Raw genomic sequence first — 19,857 nt, forward strand, 5'->3', positions numbered from 1 at the left:
GTCCCAGAGCCAGAACGCAGCGCGTGCAATCGCTCTCCGAGAGCTCGAATATAAGTTGAGTACATATATCAAGTTTAAATTTCGGGATTGATTGTTTCTGTTGTCTTTTGAACTTTTTTGGGCCGTTTTCGTGGTTGTCGACGTGGTCCGGCGCTACAACTGCCGATCCCGCCGCCAGACGGCCGGCGTCACGCCCACCACCCGCTTGAATACGCGCGTGAAATGCGCCTGATCCGAAAAACCCGCAGCGGTAGCTACGCGCGTCAGCGACGATCCGGGCTTCTCCAGCAGCACCTGCACTTTCCTGATACGGGCCCCTATCTGCCATTGATGCGGGGCAATGCCTGTCGAGGCCTTGAAGGCGTGGCTGAAGTAGGACTGCGACAGGCCTGTCAATTCCGCCAGTTCATGGAGGCGGATGCTTCGCATGCAATTGTCTTCGATATAGCGTGTGACCGCCCGCAACTGTCGCGGCGAAAGCTGGCTGCGTTGCCGTTTCTTGCCTTGCTGGATGCGAAAGAGCGCGACGAAAAGCGCCGTGGTTAGTCCATCGCCATAGAGTTCGTGCAGCGGTTCATCGTTAAGACATTCATCGGCAATCAAGTTGGCGAGCTTTGCCACACGCTCGTCGAAAAACATCAGACGGGGTAGCTTCAATCTTTCACCGATATGATCATCGATGAAGCGGCGTTCGAAACTGGTGATGTCAAAGTGCATATCGAGATGACGCAGATACTGGATGTCATGAACCCGCCCCCATACAGGTAGGCCGGCAGGAATATAGCTCATTGGGTAAGGCACGCTGCTTCGGATAAAACCCTTTGCATGGGCGTTGAGCCCGACGCCGAAGCTGCCATCACCTGACTTGTCGAGCGTCACGAACAGGCGCGGATCCTCAGACACATATTCTCCAGCTGCATCCGGCGCGCAATTGACCGACCAGACATCGGCAACAACTCCCTGCCACGAGCGCCAGCGCAGATCGCCGATAACGGAGACCCCTTCAACCCGGCTCTTCATCCGTGGATGAAATGTCATCCCTTGCCTCTTGTGCTGCTATCCAGCCGTTTTCTCTTGCTGTTTTCGGGCATTATCGCCGTCAAACCCGCGGCGCCAATACGCCACCACCAGGTGTTTTTCCCTTTCAAGCTTCCGCTCATGCCGCAAATAGCTGCGAATAGCCTTGAACGCCGCGAATTCGCAGCCAGCCCAGGCAAACACACGTTTTCCGGCGGTCGGAAACGGCACCGCTTTGACGGCATCCTGCAACAGCGTCGTCGTTCCCGCTTTACGACCATTACGATGCAGCCAGACAAGATCAACATTGCCACCAGATGGCAGAAGCTGCTCTTCGAGCGGATTGTCCACTTCGATACGCACCACCGCCGTTGCAAGCGATGGAAGCCTTGCCAGGATGCGGCCGATTGCCGGAAGCGCAGTTTCATCTCCGGCCAGAAGATACCAGTCGGCCTCCGGCACGTCGCCGCCACCCGGCCCCGTCATGCCCACCAGATCACCTTGGCGGGCATTCAGGGCCCAGTCTGAACCCGGCGTTGCGTTCCCCTCATGAAGGACGATGTCGATATCCACCTTGCCTGCGTCCGCGTCGATGTTGCGGATCGTATAGATGCGGGAGACCAGCTTGTGCGCGCCTTCAGGCCAGACCGGGCGCCCGTCTTCCCCGGTCACCGGCCATTGTGGCCGATCTTCGCCTCTCGGCGGAAACAGCAAATGGACATGCAGTCCGCCGCGTGCAAAACGCGCCAGCCTCTCTCCCTGAAGTGTCACACGCCGCATTTGCGGCGATATATTCCTGGCGCTGACAAAGTGCATTTCCCGGAAAAATGGCGGCTGCCCGCCCGCTGCACAGTCGCCCGCCCAGACGATCCTGGGCTTTTCCCCATTCGCCAGTTCCAGCATCTGGTTGGCGATGGCGTACTTCATATAGGCAAGGCCGGTTTCATCCTCACCCTCGGTCCGCAGCGACAGGCTGTCATCATCCGCCTCGATGGTTGCTGTGCCGAACGGAAGAGCGATGCGCCCCTTGCGCGCGGCAAGCGACACATCGCCATGCTCGGAGAAGTAATCTGTCAGCCGCTTGAGAAAATGATCCGGTGTCGACACAATCACACGCGCGGTCGCACTCAAGCGGATTTCCGGCATCTCAAACCCCGTGTAGAAACTGCACCAAGGTGCGATATCGGGTGCTTAATCGTAATAATATGATAAATCAAGTCATGTTTATGACGGCGATGGTTTTACTCGCCTCTTCAAAGTGCCGGGCACAAACATATTCGCCTGGTGCCCGGCATTTTCATTCGATCAGAGTGGCGTGACGTCGAAGCCAAACCACTTCTGCGACAATGTTTTAATCGTGCCATCGGCCTTGGCTTCATCGATTGCCTTGTCGAACATCACTTTCAGTTCCGGCTCGTTCTTGCGCAGACCGACAGAGCTGCCTTTGCCCAGGAACCCGCCCTGAAAGCGCGGACCAGCGACAGTCATCCCCTCATTGCCCGGCTTGGCGGCTGATGTGGTGAGATAGGCCATGGAGGCCATGACGAGATCGACACGGCCTGCAGCGAGATCAAGGTCGTGCTGCTCGGTGGTCTTGTACTCACGAACCTCGACAACGTCCTTCAAGTATTTCTCGACGAAGGTCGCACCTGTCGAGGCGGTCTGGACGCCGATGGTCTTGCCTTGCAGGAGTGGCTTCAGCTTCTCCAACGCGCTGATGGCACCTGCCTCATTGGATGCCAACGAGAAGACTTCGCCCTTGAATTCCATGCCTGCCAAAGGGCTTGATTTCAACGTTGCGAAAGCTTGGCCGGTGGAACCGTAGGACTGGCTGAAGTCGATGATCTGCTCACGCTTGGCGGTCGCCGACATGCCCGACATGATGGCATCGAATTTACCGGCATTGAGCGCGGGGATCATCCCGTCGAAGTCCTGGACGACAATCCGGCACTCGACTTTCATGTGATCGCAAAGATATTTCGAAAGCTCGATCTCGTAACCGTCGAGTGTTCCGTCGGGCTTGGTGAAGTTGTAGGGCTTGAATGCCCCTTCCGTAGCGATGGTAATCTGTGTCCATTTCTTGGCTTCCGCGTGGGCGGCGGACGAAAAGACCAACGCCGACAGCAGCAGTGCTTTCAGGGTGAGCATTGCATATTTCATTTCCAGGTATTCCCCTTTTTGGATTGCGGCTGATCAATTCAGCCTTTGATAAACTGTTTGAACCGTTCGGATTTCGAGTTGACAAAAACATGTTCCGGCCGGCCGTCCTCCTCGACGAGGCCCTTGTGCAGGAAGACGACGCGGCTTGAGACATCGCGGGCAAAGCCCATTTCGTGGGTGACCACCAGCATGGTGCGGCCCTCTTCGGCCAGACCACGCATGACGCGCAGCACTTCGCCGACAAGCTCCGGATCGAGCGCCGAGGTGGGTTCGTCGAAGAGCATAACCTTCGGCCGCATGGCGAGGGCACGCGCTATTGCAGCGCGTTGCTGCTGGCCACCCGACAGATGCGAGGGATAGTGATCGCGCTTTTCAGCGATGCCGACCTTCGCAAGAAGGGCTTCAGCCTCTTCGACGCACTCTTTGCGCGGGCGCTTCTGCACGTGGATCGGCGCTTCGATGACATTTTCCAGGATTGTCTTGTGCGACCACAAGTTGAAGCTCTGGAACACCATGCCGAGCTGTGAGCGAATACGTTCGACCTGCGCCTGGTCCGCCGGCCGGCTTTTGCCATCGCGCGTGCGCTGCATGCGGATCGTCTCGTCGCCAACCGTTACGTCCCCGGAATCGGGCACTTCGAGAAGGTTGATGCAGCGGAGCAGGGTCGACTTGCCGGAACCTGAAGACCCGAGGATCGAGACGACTTCGCCTTCGCGTGCGCGTAAGGAAATCCCTTTCAGGACTTCGACATTGCCGAAACTCTTGTGCAGATCCTTGACGTCGAGCGCCATTGGTGTGGTCGCAGGCACTTGAGCGTTCATTTGCTCTCTCCTTGAACGGGGGTCCGCAGTCGCGGCGCGCGAAGATGCGGGCTCAACATGTATTCGACGACATGCACCAGCCGCGTGAGCAGGAAATTGATGGTCAGGTAAATCACCCCAGCGACGATGAAGACCTCGATGGCGCGGTAGGTCTCCGAGATGATTTTCGCGGCAACCCCGGTGACTTCCATCAGTGTAATGATCGAGGCAAGCGATGTCGCCTTGACCATGGAAATCATCTCGTTGCCATATCCCGGCAATGCCTGCCGGATAGCAAGCGGCAGGACAATCCGCCGGAAAACCATAAAGCGTGGCATGCCGCACGCACGCGCAGCTTCTATCTGGCCATGCGAAACCGACACGAGCCCGCCGCGGATGATCTCACTGGCATAGGCGGCGGTGTTCAGCGTCAATGCGATGACGGCGCACCAGTAGGGCTCGCGCAATATCGGCCACAACATGGTGTGTCGCACCGCCGGAAACTGGCTGAGCCCGTAATAGATGAGGAATATTTGCACCAATAGTGGCGTGCCGCGAAACACGAACACGTAGAACCGGGCAAACCAGTCGAGAACTCGGACCCCGGAAAGCCGAAGCAGTGCCAGACCTAAGGCGAGAAAAGCGCCGAGCAGGATTGACGTGGCAGCGAGTTGCAGCGTCAGTGGAATAGCCGCAACCAGGCTGATGAACGTTTCAAGCGTAAATGTCCAATCCATCAGTTCCTCCTGACGCCGCGTGAGAAGTAGCGCTCGGACCATTGCAGCAGCGCACCGGAGAAGGTCGAGATCGTCAGGTAAATCGCGCCGGCAACGACATAGAAGTTGAAAGGCATTCCAGTTGATCCGGCCCCCACCTGGGCCTGCCGCAGCAATTCAGCCACACCCGTAATCGAAACGAGAGCCGATTCCTTCAAAACGACCTGCCAGACATTTCCCATGCCGGGCAGCGCATGGCGTAGCGTCAATGGTGCGATAATTCGCCTGAACCGCAACGCGCGCGACATGCCGCAAGCGATAGCCGCTTCTATTTCACCTTTGTGCACGGCCTTGAATGCCCCGCGAAACACCTCCGTCTGCTGGGCGCCCGACGTGATGCCAACCGCCAAAGCACCGGCCAGAAAACCGGGAAAACCGATAAACCCCTCCGAGCCGAAAAAACGCCCGATCGCTGTTACCGCCGCACTCCCGCCGAAATAGAACAGGTAGATGACGAGAAGATCGGGAATGCCGCGCAGTACGGTGGTGTATCCGTCAGCGATCGCCCGTATTGTCCTGCCGCCGGATATCTTTGCCCAAGCGCCGAATGTGCCAATGATCGAACCGATCAGAAAACCGGATATAGCGATGAGAACCGTCATCCAGGCTCCGGCGAGAAGAGCTGCACCCCACCCTCCCGGTCCAAAGCTGATGACGTCAAGGAAATCCGGCTGGTTCATGGCCCACACGATCCGGCTTCACAAAGACGATTGAACGGCATATCTGTGCCCTACTCTTGAAACTGCGCGTTCAATTCCCGCTGAAAGTTGGCGTGAGATCGAGCTTGCTCCACTTTTCTGAAAGCGTCTTGATCACGCCTGCCTCAGCAGCAGATTTGATCGCAGCATCGAACTTTTCGCGAAGATCGGCCTCTCCCTTGCGCGTGCCAAGCGCCACTTCCGTTGCAAGCATGGCGCCTTTGATAAGAGGGCCAGACATCTGCAGATCCTCATTGCCTGGCTTGGCCAACATCGAGGTTGCGTATACGCCGCTGTCGAAACCCGCATCAATACGTCCTGCCTTCAGGTCGAGATCGCGTTCGGGTGAACTCTTATAGGTGCGGACCGTAACTGCATTGCCAAAATAGGATTGAATAAGCTGTTCCTGGCTCGTCGAGCCGACAACGCCAACAGACTTGCCCTTGAGCTCCTTGCCAATCTCGGCCATCACAGGATCGGCCTTGGGATGATCGTTAAGATTAAGGCGCGTGCCTATCATGGGGAGCGCGGCAACCGTTCCATCTTTAAGAGTGAGGAAACTGGCAACGCCGCTCGCATAGGGAACCGTGAAGTCGACGACCTGCTTGCGCTTTTCGTTGATGCCGAGCGTCATGACGAGATCGAACTTCCCGGCGTTCAGACTGGGGATAAGGCTTGTCCATTCGCCGGTGATGAGCTCACATTCGACCTTGGCCCGCGTGCACAGGTCCTGGATCAGGTCGACATCGAAGCCCGACAATTTACCCCCGGAGTCAATCATGTTCCAGGGCGGAAAGGCACCTTCGATCCCCACTTTGACATGGGTCCAGTCCTTGGCGTTTGCCGCCGTACCCGTGCATGACAAGGCGGCGGCTATGATGGCCAACAGCAATTTCTTCTTCATCTTTATTCCCCTTATTTTGGACGCCACAAGGCCTCGTTTTTTTCGCGCACTGTTGTCAGGCCGCGTTCAGATCAGCACCGCCTCCAGTTCCGCATTGGCTTCCCGCAAGGCATGGGAAATGCGATTGCGCGTTTGACGCGCGTGCACGACATAAAACGGCAGCTCGGCCGAACCTTGCGGATGCCGCGCAAGTTGCCTTATCCCCTCCAATGATGGCCAGGCCGGATGCGGCAACGCTGAATCGTGATGGAAGCGCTCGCCGGTCGTATAGTTGAGCGGGACAAGCCGCCGCGATGCGCGCATGAGCGCGGCATTGATCCGCAAGGCTTCCGCATCCGTAACGGTCTTCGATGTCGCAAGCAGGCTTGCCGCATTGTCCCGGAGAGCTGACACACCAGTTTGGAGCGCGCTGATATCCAACCTATCGCCGAGCTGTTGCGCGAGGTGCGCGATTTCGTCAGAGAAAGCACCGGCGTAAGCCGTATAATCATAAGGCAGGATACGAGACGTCAGCAGCTGTCGCAGAACCCGAAGAACGATACTCGTATCGCGAACAAGGTTCTTCGGATCGATATGCTCCATCGTGTCATGCGGCGTATGCCACCACCAGCCGAGCGCCGTCAGCATCTTCACAGGTCCCGGCGGCTGATGGCTGAGACTTCCCAACATCGAGGGAATGCCAATACCCCAGAAAGACTGGTCAGCAGCCCGGCCATGGCGACGCCCGACATGTTTCTGGCCGCTGATGGCTTCGACTGCATCGAAAACCACTGCCTTCAACTCATCGACCACACCTGAATTGGTGAGTACGCTTGCTCCGTCACCGCCCGTCGAGTCCACATTGACGTGGGCGATACAGCGCTGCTCCAGCTCGCTCCAGTACTCATCCGCATACCATGCCGAACCTGAATAGCGCCCATGCGAGTGGCCCGACCAGAAGCAGATGCGGAGCCCTCTGCGCCATTCGCCGCGATGAGCGGCCAGCAGGCGCGCAGCCTCCAGCATCGTCGCATTGGCGCCGCCATTATCCATGACGCCGTAGTGCCATGTGTCGTGATGGCCCGAGAAAAGCACAAACGGCTCATCTGCTTGGGCGGCCAAGGAACTCAATTCGGCGACCAGCAGAGGTGTTTTGCGCCAGCCGGTATCGACCTCGGTCTGCATGGAGACATTGACCGCCTCCCCCAGTTCGCAGCGCCTGCGCAGTTCCGCCCCTTCATCATTCGGTATGGAACAGATGACCGTTGACGGGAGATTTGGGCGTGTATGCTGTGAGGGGCTGCCCCACACAGGTGACACACACATTTCGTAGAGATGTTCGTTGGGACTAATATGAAGCTGGCCGATCGCCCCGGCGGCGCTGGCAAGCGCAGCAACCTCTTCAGTCGCTATGCCATCGACAAGGACGACTTTTCCGGAAACTTTCGCAGCGCTGAACTTTGCCGCTGTGCCTTCGCCCACGTAGACCAGTTCAGCCGAAACGCCAGGCGTGGAAACGGACATCGAATGGGTGATGCAGGGCAGCATCCTGCCACCCACAATGACACGTGCCCTGCCCGGCAAGCTGATAAAGGCATCGTGCTGGGCAAGCTGGGTGTTATAGCCATACCCCTCCATCTGCGCTTGCAGATAGCGGAAGCTTTCAAGTTCTTCAGCCGAACCGGACAGTTTTACTCTGCGCGAAAACTCGCGAATATGGTGCATCAGTTTGTCCGTGTCCGGTTCAACGCCTGTCTCAGACATCCGTATTCTCCGGCAATGGCGGCTCGACGTCATCCGGTATGGGATTGATGAACGGCGTCCCATCCAGACGCTGCCGATGGTCGGCCCTGGCGGCTTCGATGAAATTCGGGTTGGCAAGGAGCTCGATGGCTGTCGCGGCCATCACTTTCGCCGCATGTTCCATGCCCTTGTGCGCCGCAGGAAGCTTGCCTTGGGCCACCAGCTGCCATGAATGTCCCGGGGTGCCGATGGCATAGGTCGCCCCGCGCATCTGCACGGTAGGGACGACCCAGCTCACTGTTCCTACATCCGTCGAGCCGACGATTGATCCGTCGCCGCTTTCGGGAGGGAAAATGCTGTCACACAGCGCCTGGCCCTTCTTGGGCATGACGTTAAACCGCTTGTAGGAGGATACGATGTCCTCTTGCGAGAACGTTTCCTGAAATTTCCGCGCAGTCGCATGATCGGCTTCGTTGAAATCCGGCGGGCCGAGGCGCTCCAGCTGCGAATGCATCAAGGCTTCGAGCGGCGTGTTGCCGACAAGATTGGCATCGCCACTGATAATGCGGCTGCGTACGGTGGTTTCGGTCATGAGAGCCGCGCCATCCGCGACCTTCTTGACCCGCGCAACAAGGCTGTTGAGTTCGGGCAGGTCACGCGCCCGCACCAGATAACGTACCGTTGCCCGGGCCTGAACGACATTCGGTGCGGAGCCACCCGTGTCGGTAACGGCATAGTGGATACGTGCGCTCGATGGCATATGCTCACGCATGTAGTTCACACCGACATTCATCAATTCGACAGCATCCAAAGCGCTGCGACCCAGATGCGGCGTTGCCGAGGCGTGCGACGCACGGCCGCTGAAATGGAAATTGATTTCGTTGCAGGCAAGCGAGATTGGATTGTTCACACCGGCAAAGGCCGCTGGATGCCAGGAAATTGCAATGTCGACGTCGTCGAACACCCCGGCACGCACCATGAAGCCCTTGGACGAGCCGCCCTCTTCAGCGGGACAGCCGTAGTAACGTACGCGCCCCTTCAGTCGGTTTTTCGCCAGATAGGCCTTGACCGCAGCCGCCGCCAGCATCGATCCTGACCCAAGAAGGTTGTGGCCACAGCCATGGCCATTCCCGCCTTCGACCAATGGCCGCTCTTCGGCCAGTCCTGCAACCTGGCTGAGACCGGGGAGCGCGTCGAATTCACCGAGAATGGCGATGATTGGTCCGCCTTCTCCTGCTTCACCCATGACTGCCGTCGGCAGATTGGCGATACCGCGGGTGACGCGAAACCCTTCCTTTTCGAGCAGATGGGCGTGCTCTTCCGACGAGCGGTATTCTTCGTAGTTCGTCTCTGGCATCTCCCATATGCGATCGCTCAATTCAAAGAACGCATCGCGCTTGGCTTCGACGATTTCCCAGACTTCTCCCGAATTTCTCATGATGTCCCGATTGGCTGTTTTATGATAGTAACCAAAATTGGAACCAATTTAGACTCAAATATTTTTTACGCAACCTCTGGGTAAAATTATTTGTCTGGCGTACATCTCGTAAGGGACAACGGCCCTAAAGAGATATGCATTTCGATGGAATATGGGGAAAGACGCATGAGTGAAGCGAAAGCGAAAACAAGGTCACAGCTCAAAGTCGTCGATGTTACCGATTTGATCCTGCACGATATTCTTGCTGGCGTGCTCGCTCCGGGCGTGTGGCTGAAACAGATCGATCTCGAACAGCGCTACCAGAGCACCAGACCGGAAGTGCGGCGTGCACTCGACAGGCTGGTACAAAGACGTCTGGTCGAACATGTTCCCAATCGCGGTTACCACGTGTTCGAGCCCGATGGCCGCCAGGCAATGGAAGTGAGCGACATTCGTGTCATCCTTGAAACGGCGGTCGCGGACAAGATCATTGCCAATGCCTCCGAACTGACGACGAAAAAGCTCCGCGACCTTGCACACCGTTTTGACGATCTCATCATGAACGGAACGATGATCGAACTTTACGAAGCCAATCTCGCCTTCCACCGCGAATTGCTTGCGCTTTGCGGCAACAGCGAACTGGTGAACCTTGTTACCGAAATCCGCCAAAGGACGTCGTCGGCGCCGGTGTCACAGTGGAAAACACGCGCACGGATTGAACAATCGTCGCGGGAGCATCACCAGATGATCGATGCTCTGGCAGCGAAGGATATCGAAGAACTGAAACGTGTGACCGTAACGCACATCAGGCAGATGTAAACGGCTGCGCTCTGTCACATTTTGATATTGTCCCTGTTGCAAATCATATAAGTCTGTGCTTATGTATTTTGCATGAGTGAACCGGAATTTTTCAAGGCGCTGGCCGACCCGACAAGACGTGCCGTCTTCGAACGGCTGGCCGATGGCGAGATGAACGCCACGGACTTGCGGCAGGGATTTGACCTGTCGCAGCCGGCCATGTCGCAGCATCTGGCTGTCCTGCGCACGGCTGGACTGATCGCAGAACAGAAACATGGCAGGAATGTTCTCTATCGGATCAATCCCGATGGCGTAGCGCGCATCCATCAATGGCTTAGCCGCTACAATGCGTTCTGGCCAGGCCGTGTGGATGACCTGAAGCAGCTTCTCAAGGAGATGGATCAATGACACGCAAAACCGATGCGAGCATAAATCTCACTTATGAACTGGAGGCTGCTCCATCTAAAGTGTGGCGAGCTTTGACCGTACCGGAATATGTGTCGCAATGGCTGAAGCGACCCCCGGGCAAGGACGATGCTCCGGAGAAAACTACGCTGGAGCCACCCTTCGAACTCCATCTGATTTCCGCCGATCCTGATACGCGCGTGCGCTATAGAATCAGGGACAACGATGCCATTAGTGTCGTTACATTCCAAATCGGGGCGAATGGTACTGGCGGCACCACCTTCAGCATTGTGCATGAACTTGCGATGAGCGCCGCCAACGGCAATTGCCAGAAACCTCTGCGCGCAGCAGCCTAAAAAGTACAACCCGGAACACCACTGAAAGGAGTTCGCCTATGCGCGACATGATGCAACTCGTCCCTATGGTCGTGGAACAATCCAGCCGCGGCGAACGATCATTCGATATTTACTCACGCTTGCTACGTGAACGCATCGTGTTCCTGAATGGTGAGGTCGAGGATCAAATGGCAGCACTCATCTGCGCGCAATTGCTGTTTCTGGAATCGGAAAGCCACACGAAGCCGGTTTCAATGTACATAAACTCGCCCGGCGGGGTCATCACCAGTGGTCTGGCGATCTACGACACGATGCAGTTCATCACATGCCCCGTCGCAACCTTATGCATGGGAACTGCACGGTCCATGGGTTCCTTCCTCCTGATGGCGGGTGAACCCGGTCAGCGCACTGCATTGGCCAATTCAAGTCTTCATGTGCATCAGCCACTCGGCGGATTCCAGGGACAGGCCTCGGACATTTTCATCCATGCGGAAGAAATGCGCCAAACCAAGCACCGAATGATCAGCCTCTACGCGCAGCATTGCGGGCGCTCGTTCGAGGATGTGGAAAAGACATTGGATCGAGATCATTTCATGACGGCGCAGGAAGCCAGAAAATGGGGCCTTGTTGACACGGTTCTGTCAAAGCGGCCTGAGGTTGAGCTCTCCCCTACCGGCAGGCCCTTTGATTGATCCCCAATGCGGATATACAGCGCGGGTGTGAGAAGCGGCTTGGGGCTTGCAATCTTACCCGAGTACTGCATTGCCGCGAGAACTCTTCGGCGGCGATGTCACCAAGATGCTTCAGGACTACCGGGTGCCAAAACGCGAAATCACAGCGCTTATTCCTCACGGAGCCCGATTGCCCTACAATCAAGGTGATACTGGATTATTTGCATTCCCGGCTTCCCGATGGAGCGACCGGTTAATCATTCCTGGAAGACTGCTAGCAGCCGCCTCCCGCCTCGCCGCTATTACTGTCGGGCGACATTTTGGATTTTGCCTACGCCTTCGATTTCAACGAACAGCCGGTCGCCATCGCCCATCGTCAAGACCTCTTATCAGAAACGCCAGATCAGGGGCACGATGAAGACAGAAACCACAAAAAACCAGATCAGCAGTGGCAAGCCGAGCTTCCAGTAATCGCTGAAAGCGTAGCCGCCCGGCCCCATCACCATCAGGTTCGTCGGCGTGGCGATCGGTGTCAGGAACGCCGCTGCCGCCGCCACCGCCGTGCTCATGAGCACGGGACGGGGCGAAATGCCCATTGCCGCTGCAGCCGCCACACCGATCGGGATGACGATCAGAGCCGTTGCCGTGTTGCTGATGAGCTGGCCCATGATCGCGGTCAGGATGAACAAGCCAGCAAGCAGCGCTACCGGTCCGGCATCGCCGACGAGATTGACAAGATGTTCCGCCATCAGCTTTGCCGCCCCAGTTTCCACCATCGCGGTGGAAAGCGGCATCATCGCGCCCACGAGGATCACCGTCGTCCAGCCAATCGCACGATAGGCCTGCTCCACATTCATGATGCCTGACAACACGATCGCACCGGCAGCAAGCAGTCCGGATACCGCCGGCGGCACAATGCCGGTCGCAAGAAGCAAGACCATTGCAGTCAAGATGATGATGGCCTGGCGCGCGCCCGGGCCCATGGGAACGGCCTGACGACGTACCAGTTCGGGTGAATTGACGACCAGAACGTCTGGATCGTCGAGGTGAACGTCAAGAGCTTTCCAGGTTCCCTGCAGCAGCATGGTGTCACCCGCTTGCAGCTCGATACCACCTGCGCCCTTGGCTTTGATGGCGGCGGTTTCCAAACCTGGGCGCTGCACCGCCAGAACGATCAGATCTCCACTTTCGGTGACCATGCCGGGGAAAACTTTTTCCCCGATAAGACCCGAGCGTGGCGGGATGACGACTTCAGCAAGCCCGGAGCTGCGATTGAACAGCGTGTCCTCGCCTTGCCCGGCCGCCTTCTCATCCCGAAACGCAAGATGCATCTGGGCCGCGAATGCCGCGGCCGCGTCACCTTCACCGCGTATCAGAAGATGGTCTCCCTCAGCGACCAGGGGCCTGCGCAGCGGCCCGGCCGTTTCGCCCTCCTGTATGGCGACCAGCTGCAGCCCCGGATGCGCGGATAGAGCGACTTCAGATGATGGCACGCCGACAAAAGGTGAGCTTGCCCGGACCCGCAACTGGTAGATTCCGCTGGCGAGCCCATATTGCTCGACCAGGGTCTTGGCGTGGCGGCTAAAATCGGCTGGCATGGTGGCGCCGTTGCGCTCGGGAAGCAGCTGTTTTCCGAACAGCACGATGATGACCATGGTTCCTGCCAAAAGTGGCACGCCCACAAGCGCGAATTCGAAGAAGCCGAAGCCGCCGAACCCCGCGTCAAGCCCGGCTTCGGAAACCAGCACGTTTACCGGCGTTCCGGTCAGCGCAAGCATGGAGCCAGCATGCGCGGAGAAAACCAGCGGCATGAGCAATTGCGACGAATTACGCTTGAGGCGGACGGCAATAACAACCACTACGGGAAGCAGCGCTGCGACAGCGCCGTTGACGCTGATCAGGGCGGTCAGCAGCGAAACCAGCCCCATCTTCAGCAGCAAAAGCCGCGTCCGGCTTTCTTCGCCAGCACCACGGATGAGCAACTGCCCGGCCCAGGCGGTGACTCCGGTTACCTCCAGCCCGGAGCTGACGACAAAGAGTGACGCAATGAAGACCACCGCCGGATCACCGAAGCCACCAAGCGCCTGGTTAATCGTCAGCACGCCGGTCGCCCACAGGGCCAATGCGGTCAGCATGGCCACAACGACAACTGGCAATTTGTTCCAGACGAACAGGACGACGGCAACGGCTATAATGGCGGCGGTGTATGCTATCGGGCTCAATCGCTCAATTCCTCATTTGGCCCTGACCGGGCTTTTTAGTCGCCCAGCAGTTTGGCCGTCGATGCCTGCTGGCATCCGAGTTTTTCCTTCACGGATGGCTCCGGCCGTCAGACGGCCTCGCAGGACTATCAGTCATCAAGCGTCGCCATGAGCACGCCGATACGGCAGCCCTTTTCAAACTCCGGAAGGCTTACATACTCCTTGATGGTATGAATCTCGGCCTGGCCGGAACCGATGGTAATGGTGGGAACGCCATGCTTGTCGAGCCAGTTGGCGTCCAGGCCGCCATTGGAGAATACCAAGACTGGCTCGATGCCGAGCGTCTTGAGCGCCTTGGTCGCACGCTGTACGATCGGAGTGTCCTTGCCGAGTTCGAACGGTGGATAGGAAGTCACATGGCTGAATTTCAGCTCCGCAGTGTCGCCCGCGTCATCGGTGACCTCACTTTGCGCTTTGATGAACGCTTCTTCGTAACCTTTGGCGATCTTCGTCGCGAAGGTGGATTCGGGACTGCGGGCCTCGCCCTTGATGAAGGCATAGTCGGTCACGACGTTGGTCGCGTCGCCTGCGGGTTTGTTGTCCTTGCCGCCGAAGATACCGACATTGCTCGTGCCGCGACCGTCTGACTTGACAACCTTGCCGAACCAGCCGGCCCGGCGTGCTTCGGCAAGAGCCATCGCACCGACCATCGTTGCCGATATGCCCTTTTCCGGCGCAACGCCGGCATGCGAGGCACGCCCGGTGATTTCCGCTTCCCAATTCTCCTGGCCGACAGCGCCGATGATCAGATCGGATGCCATCTGGCCATCGACATTGATGCACATGACCGCGCCGCCGAGATCGGCCGGATTAAGTTCCCGCGCACCATGCAGCCCGCTTTCCTCGCGCACGGTGAACAGCAGCGTGATCGGCGGATGCGGCAGCTTGTTCTTGATAAGAGTTTCGGCGACGACGACGAGAACCGCGACGCCAGTCCGGGCATCGCCGCCAAGCGCGGTGGTGCCGTCCGAGACGATACGGTCCCCCTCGCGGCGCGGCTTTGCCCCTGCGCAGAGCGGCACGGTGTCGAGGTGCGTGGAAAAGAGAAGCCGCGGTCCTGGCCGAGTTCCGGGCAGATCAACGATCAGATTGCCCGTTTCGGTCGGGAGCGGAATACGTTTGTTGGCCTCGTCAAAACGAATGGCCGACTCCGGCACGCCGACCTTCTTCAGAGCGTCGCTGACCGCAGCGGCAATATTGGCTTCTTGTCCGGTGACGCCCTCGACCGAGAGGAAACGCATCAGGTGATCTTCCGCCGCCGCGACATCAAGGGGAATAGAGTTGCTCATGACATCCATCCGATCATTTTGTTGTAATCGCTAAGATAGCGTTCGTCACAGGCCCCACGGCAGCCCGAGGGCCTTCCAGACGGCAAACAGAGCCGTCCACAGCACGAATATCAAAACGACATAGGGGAGCATCAGCGAGACTATGGTGCCGACGCCTGCGGACTTGTCGTATTTCTGGGCGAAGCCGACGACGAGTGCAAAATAGGCGTTGAGCGGGGTGATCGCGTTCATTGGCGAGTCACCAACGCGATAGGCTGCAAGGACTGCCTCCGGCTCGACCCCGAGCTTCATCAGCAGCGGCACGAAGACGGGAGCGAAGATCGCCCACTTTGCAATTGCGCCGGTCAGCAACAGATCGATGATCGCGACAACGACGATAAAGCCAATCAGCAGTGGCAGGGCCCCGATATTTGCCGCCTGGAGCGCACCGGAAAGGCTGAGCGCCATGACCGTGCCTATGTTGGTGTAGGTAAAATAGGCGACGAACTGGCTGAGGACGAAGAACAGGAAGATTGTACCGCCCATATTCTTGATCGATTTCTCGATGGCAGCGATCACCTCCGACAGTGTCCGCAAGGTGCCGGCGCCGATGCCGTAGGTCCACCCTGTCACCAGAAAGAGGAGCATGATGAGCGCGATCAGGCCGTTCATGAATGGGGAACTGCCAATCAGCTCGCCGGTTTCAGGATTGCGCAACGGCGCGCCACTGGGAAGCGTCAACAGCAGGAACACCACCACCAGACCGATGAGCCCGTAGAGTGCAAACCGCAATCCGCGTGACTCCTGCTCGCTCAGCACGGCCCCCTGATCTGGAACAGCGCCGTCAGCTGCTGCCTCCGGCTTGTATTCCCCAAGCCGGGGCGAGATCATGCGGTCGGTGATGAATGCTATGAGGAAAGTGAGGAAGATCACGGACGCGATGGAGAACCAGACATTTGATGCCAGCCCGATCGATCGATTGGGATCGACCAGCCGTGCCGCATCGTTGGTGAATTCCACGAGGACTGCATCAAGTGGTTTAATCAGCATGTTGACGGTGAAAGCACCGGCAACTGCTGCAAAACCGAGCGCCAGACCAGCCAGCGGATGTCTTCCGACTGCCAGATAGGCGACGCCGGCGAGCGGTATAAGCACCAGATAACCGGCATCTGCTGCGATACTTGCAAGGATGCCCACGAAGGCCAGGATATAGGTCAGGGCCCAACGCGGTGAAACGATGACGAGCTTGCGTATCAGTGCCGTGACCAGACCGGACTCCTCTGCTACACCCGCGCCGATCATGGCGGCGATCATCAGCCCCACCGCCGTGAAACTCATGAAGTTGGGAATGAGCGAGGAGTAGAGGAAGCGAATGCCTTCCACGTTCAGAAGGCTGCGTATTTCCGTTGAAGCGGTTTCGATCTCGTGGGTGTCCGGATTGATGCGCTCAAAGCTGACCGCCGCCCCGAAGGCACCGAGAATGGCAGACAGGACGATAACAATGCCAATCAGGATGAGGAAGATGATGACGGGATGGGGAACCATGTTTCCCACTCTCTCGACACCATCCAGCAGCCTTTGCATCACGGTCTTTGGCGCGGTATTGGCAGTGGTCATTTCATGTCTCCCGTTAAGCCAACGGATTACGCCGAGTTGTTCGAATGACACCAAGGTGAGATGGCGCGGTTTCCTGGGCTTTGCTCAATCTGTGGTCGCCAAGACGACAAGCCATGGCCGACGGCGCCCTCCTGCTACATCCCGCCAAAGCATCGTAGAGATCGTTCGCGGGTGAACCGCCAATCATCGGATCAGGTACCCGATGCCGGCTCCCCTTTCAGGTATCGCGCTTGCAAGCGACAGGCGGAAAGATGAAACTGAAACACCTCCTCTATCCCTATGTGAGGTCACCAATTTCGCGGCGTGCGACAAGCGCCGCAAGCGCAATGATGCGAATATAGTGGTGCTCCAATTATCTGTGATAGGCATGGAATCCCAAAAACAAGCTCTCAGTTCAAATTTCCCGTATTTCCTGCCGTGACCGCACCGAGGGTATCCCGCCTGTGCCAGGATCGCCTATTGATTGGCCATCGCCTCAACAACGAATAATTGACGACTGGATAGTTAGTATCACCGTGACACCAGTTGGAAATTGACATCACTCTTCAACAAGACAGGGTGTCTATGCATTGCGTCACTGCGGTCGACTTCAAACTGCCATCTCTCTTCGATGGGGAATCCGATGAAAGCTTATATTTCAGTCTTGGCAAAGTCGTTCTCCGCCATTGGTCTGCTTGTCGGTATTCTCTTCTTTGCCGCATCCCTTACGCCTAGCCTCATGCCACGCTCTTTCCTGGTTCAGGGTGCGCTCTCCGGGTTTTGTGCAGCGCTCGGCTATGGCGTGGGTGTGGCAGCGGTGTGGCTCTGGCGCTATCTGGAAATTCCAGTTCCAAGCGCGCGGGGTCAGAAAGCGGCCAAATGGATTGCTGTCATCCTGTGTATCGGAACCGCCGGCGTTTTTCTGTGGAAGGCCGCCGAATGGCAAAACACCGTGCGGAGCGTCATGGGACTTGGGCCGGTCGAAAGCGTGGAACCAATTGAACTTGCAGCTATTGCGCTCGGTATTTTTCTGGTGGTCATTCTGCTCGCCCGCCTCTTCAAGCGGACATTCCGGCTTTTCTCGCACTGGCTGAACCGCCTCGTGCCGCGCCGTGTTTCCAAGGTCATCGGCGGTGTTCTGGCGGTAGTACTCTTCTGGTCGGTGGCGCAGGGCGTCTTGTTCAAGGTCGTCTTGCGTATGGTCGACACATCCTTTCGCGAACTCGATGCCAGGATCGATGACGGCTCGGTACGCCCCTCGGATCCCACAAAACCTGGCGGTCCAGGCTCGGTCCTCGACTGGCAGGACCTCGGGCGGCAAGGGCGCGCGTTTATCGCATCTGGACCTACCGGTGCGCAGATCGGCAGTTTCTTCAACGCAAAAGCGCTGGATCCCGTTCGTGTCTATGTCGGGTTGAATTCCGCGGAAACGGTCGATGAACGAGCGCGCCTCGCGCTTGAAGAATTGAAGCGTGATGGCGGGTTCGAACGAGCGGCGTTGATTGTCATCGTTCCCACGGGAACAGGATGGGTCGATCCGGAGGGTATCGACACGGTCGAGTACCTACATCATGGCGATATCGCCAGCGTCGCCGTGCAATATTCCTATCTCAGCAGTTGGCTATCCTTGCTCGTGGAACCGGGCTACGGCGCCGAAGCAGGCCAGGCGCTGTTTCGCGAAGTATACCGCCACTGGACTACGCTCCCGCGTGACAGCCGACCCAAACTGTACTTGTATGGCCTGAGCCTCGGCGCGATGAACTCCGAACTTTCAGCCCATCTCTACGATATTATCGGCGATCCTTTCCAAGGCGCCCTGTGGAGCGGTCCCCCTTTCCAGAGCCGCATTTGGAACTCCGTGACGGCAAGCCGAAATCCTGGTTCGCCGGCATGGCTGCCGCGCTTCCGCGACGGTTCGATCATACGGTTCACCAACCAGAACAACGCGCTCGATATTCCCGGCGCCGTCTGGGGACCGCTTCGCATCGTCTATCTCCAATATGCCAGCGATCCTGTGACGTTCTTCGATTTTCACGCGCTCTATCGAGAGCCGGATTGGATGAAGAGCCCGCGTGGTCCCGATGTCTCGCCAAGCCTCCGCTGGATTCCAGGGGTCACAATGCTGCAGCTCCTGTTCGACATGGCCATCGCCACGACCTCGCCGATGGGATACGGTCATGTCTACGCTCCGGAGCATTACATCGACGGCTGGGTTGCCGTTACCGCCCCGCAGAATATTGGGCCGGAAGATGTTTCTCGCCTGAAGGCATTTTTCTTCGAACGGTCGCGGAGCGCCGACAATCCGCCACCAAGCGATTGACCGCTTGTTCAATGTCCAGTCGACCTTCGCAGGAAAAAGAAACACAATGCATAGCTGTGGGATTCATGGCTAATCTCTTCGACGTGTCGGGCACGATATAGTTTTTTGCAGCGCGTCCCAGCGTTAGTCACCCTAGAGAACCGGAGGCAACATGTCTGATCTTATCGTGATCGTCTATCCCACCGAACCCAAAGCCGAAGAGGTGCGCAATCGTCTCCTCGAACTCCAGAAAGAATATCTGATCACGCTTGGCGACGCTGTCATCGCCACAAAGACAGATGCGGGCAAAATCAAGCTCAACCAGTTGGTGAGCACGACAGCCGCCGGCGCGGTATCCGGCAGTTTCTGGGGTCTGCTGATTGGCGTCCTCTTTCTCAATCCGCTGATCGGCGCCGCAGTCGGGGCGGCATCTGGTGCCCTCGGCGGGGCATTGACGGATGTTGGCATAAACGACAACTTCATGAAGGATCTCGCAGCCAATATTCAGCCTGGAAATGCCGCCCTGTTCGTGCTCGTGCAGTCGATGACGGCTGACAAGGTCCTGAAGGACATTTCGCATTACGGCGGTGTTGTTCTCAAAACTTCGTTGGATGAAACCAAGGAGCAGGTTTTGCGCGACGCCTTGCAAAAGGCCACATCTTGACCTTAGACAGTAGGGCACAGTCCATGTGCTCACCCGCAGGACCCATCTTCCGGATCGTTATCGAGA

At 57.7% G+C, this 19,857-nt stretch carries 18 protein-coding genes; 6 read left to right on the forward strand and 12 right to left on the reverse strand.

All coding sequences use genetic code 11. The features are described 5' to 3' along the window. Window positions 1-153: 153 nt before the first annotated feature. From PHA01_RS05935 to PHA01_RS05975, 9 genes are all read right to left on the reverse strand, one after another. Window positions 154-1,038, reverse strand: a complete 885-nt coding sequence (locus PHA01_RS05935; RefSeq protein ID WP_271894006.1) for a helix-turn-helix domain-containing protein — start codon at window positions 1,036-1,038, stop codon at window positions 154-156. Window positions 1,039-1,056: 18 nt separating this feature from the next. Then, window positions 1,057-2,163 carry a siderophore-interacting protein gene (locus PHA01_RS05940; protein ID WP_271894007.1) on the reverse strand — a complete coding sequence of 369 codons (1,107 nt, stop codon included), beginning with the start codon at window positions 2,161-2,163 and terminating at the stop codon, window positions 1,057-1,059. 159 nt (window positions 2,164-2,322) lie between these two features. Further along, on the reverse strand, window positions 2,323-3,177 hold the full coding sequence (locus tag PHA01_RS05945) for a transporter substrate-binding domain-containing protein (RefSeq protein ID WP_271894008.1): 855 nt from the start codon (window positions 3,175-3,177) through the stop codon (window positions 2,323-2,325). 38 nt (window positions 3,178-3,215) lie between these two features. Beyond that, window positions 3,216-3,998 (reverse strand): ABC transporter ATP-binding protein, encoded by a 783-nt coding sequence (locus PHA01_RS05950; RefSeq protein ID WP_271894009.1) that lies wholly within the window; start codon window positions 3,996-3,998, stop codon window positions 3,216-3,218. Then, window positions 3,995-4,714, reverse strand: coding sequence for an ABC transporter permease (locus tag PHA01_RS05955; protein WP_271894010.1), 720 nt, complete (start codon window positions 4,712-4,714; stop codon window positions 3,995-3,997). Before PHA01_RS05955 ends, PHA01_RS05950 begins: the two co-directional genes overlap by 4 nt. Continuing rightward, window positions 4,714-5,433, reverse strand: coding sequence for an ABC transporter permease (locus PHA01_RS05960; RefSeq protein ID WP_271894011.1), 720 nt, complete (start codon window positions 5,431-5,433; stop codon window positions 4,714-4,716). The genes PHA01_RS05955 and PHA01_RS05960 overlap by 1 nt, the downstream gene beginning before the upstream one ends. Before the next feature lie 70 nt (window positions 5,434-5,503). After that, on the reverse strand, window positions 5,504-6,355 hold the full coding sequence (locus tag PHA01_RS05965; RefSeq protein WP_271894013.1) for a transporter substrate-binding domain-containing protein: 852 nt from the start codon (window positions 6,353-6,355) through the stop codon (window positions 5,504-5,506). 66 nt (window positions 6,356-6,421) lie between these two features. Next, on the reverse strand, window positions 6,422-8,098 hold the full coding sequence (locus PHA01_RS05970) for a M28 family peptidase (protein ID WP_271894014.1): 1,677 nt from the start codon (window positions 8,096-8,098) through the stop codon (window positions 6,422-6,424). Beyond that, window positions 8,091-9,515 (reverse strand): M20 family metallopeptidase, encoded by a 1,425-nt coding sequence (locus PHA01_RS05975; RefSeq protein ID WP_271894016.1) that lies wholly within the window; start codon window positions 9,513-9,515, stop codon window positions 8,091-8,093. Before PHA01_RS05975 ends, PHA01_RS05970 begins: the two co-directional genes overlap by 8 nt. Window positions 9,516-9,680: 165 nt before the next feature. Between PHA01_RS05975 and PHA01_RS05980 the strand changes: the two genes are divergently transcribed. The 4 genes from PHA01_RS05980 (at window position 9,681) to PHA01_RS05995 (ending at window position 11,724) form a co-directional block, all read left to right on the forward strand. Beyond that, window positions 9,681-10,313, forward strand: a complete 633-nt coding sequence (locus tag PHA01_RS05980; RefSeq protein ID WP_271894017.1) for a GntR family transcriptional regulator — start codon at window positions 9,681-9,683, stop codon at window positions 10,311-10,313. Between the two features lie 72 nt (window positions 10,314-10,385). Next, window positions 10,386-10,700, forward strand: coding sequence for an ArsR/SmtB family transcription factor (locus PHA01_RS05985; protein WP_271894018.1), 315 nt, complete (start codon window positions 10,386-10,388; stop codon window positions 10,698-10,700). Continuing rightward, window positions 10,697-11,053, forward strand: a complete 357-nt coding sequence (locus PHA01_RS05990; protein WP_271894019.1) for an SRPBCC family protein — start codon at window positions 10,697-10,699, stop codon at window positions 11,051-11,053. Before PHA01_RS05985 ends, PHA01_RS05990 begins: the two co-directional genes overlap by 4 nt. A 38-nt stretch (window positions 11,054-11,091) precedes the next feature. After that, window positions 11,092-11,724: an ATP-dependent Clp protease proteolytic subunit gene (locus PHA01_RS05995; protein WP_271894020.1), complete on the forward strand. Its 633-nt coding sequence runs from the start codon at window positions 11,092-11,094 to the stop codon at window positions 11,722-11,724. A 368-nt stretch (window positions 11,725-12,092) separates the two neighbouring features. Here PHA01_RS05995 and PHA01_RS06000 read toward each other — a convergent pair whose 3' ends face one another. The 3 genes from PHA01_RS06000 to PHA01_RS06010 form a co-directional block, all read right to left on the reverse strand. Beyond that, the gene (locus PHA01_RS06000) at window positions 12,093-13,925 is read right to left on the reverse strand and encodes an SLC13 family permease (RefSeq protein ID WP_271894021.1); all 1,833 of its coding nucleotides are present in this window, start codon (window positions 13,923-13,925) and stop codon (window positions 12,093-12,095) included. Window positions 13,926-14,053: 128 nt separating this feature from the next. Further along, complete coding sequence (locus tag PHA01_RS06005; protein WP_271894022.1) at window positions 14,054-15,262, reverse strand: M20/M25/M40 family metallo-hydrolase; 1,209 nt, start codon at window positions 15,260-15,262, stop codon at window positions 14,054-14,056. Window positions 15,263-15,298: 36 nt separating this feature from the next. After that, complete coding sequence (locus tag PHA01_RS06010) at window positions 15,299-16,849, reverse strand: AbgT family transporter (protein ID WP_224510116.1); 1,551 nt, start codon at window positions 16,847-16,849, stop codon at window positions 15,299-15,301. Between the two features lie 622 nt (window positions 16,850-17,471). On the opposite strand from PHA01_RS06010, the gene PHA01_RS06015 reads away from it, so the two are divergent. Further along, the gene (locus PHA01_RS06015) at window positions 17,472-19,148 is read left to right on the forward strand and encodes an alpha/beta hydrolase (protein ID WP_271894024.1); all 1,677 of its coding nucleotides are present in this window, start codon (window positions 17,472-17,474) and stop codon (window positions 19,146-19,148) included. A gap of 151 nt (window positions 19,149-19,299) precedes the next feature. Then, window positions 19,300-19,791: a DUF1269 domain-containing protein gene (locus tag PHA01_RS06020; RefSeq protein ID WP_183662177.1), complete on the forward strand. Its 492-nt coding sequence runs from the start codon at window positions 19,300-19,302 to the stop codon at window positions 19,789-19,791. Window positions 19,792-19,857 lie beyond the last annotated feature (66 nt).

It is taken from the genome of Candidatus Phyllobacterium onerii, from assembly GCF_028331445.1.
In the GTDB taxonomy this organism is placed as follows: Bacteria; Pseudomonadota; Alphaproteobacteria; order Rhizobiales; family Rhizobiaceae; genus Phyllobacterium; species Phyllobacterium onerii.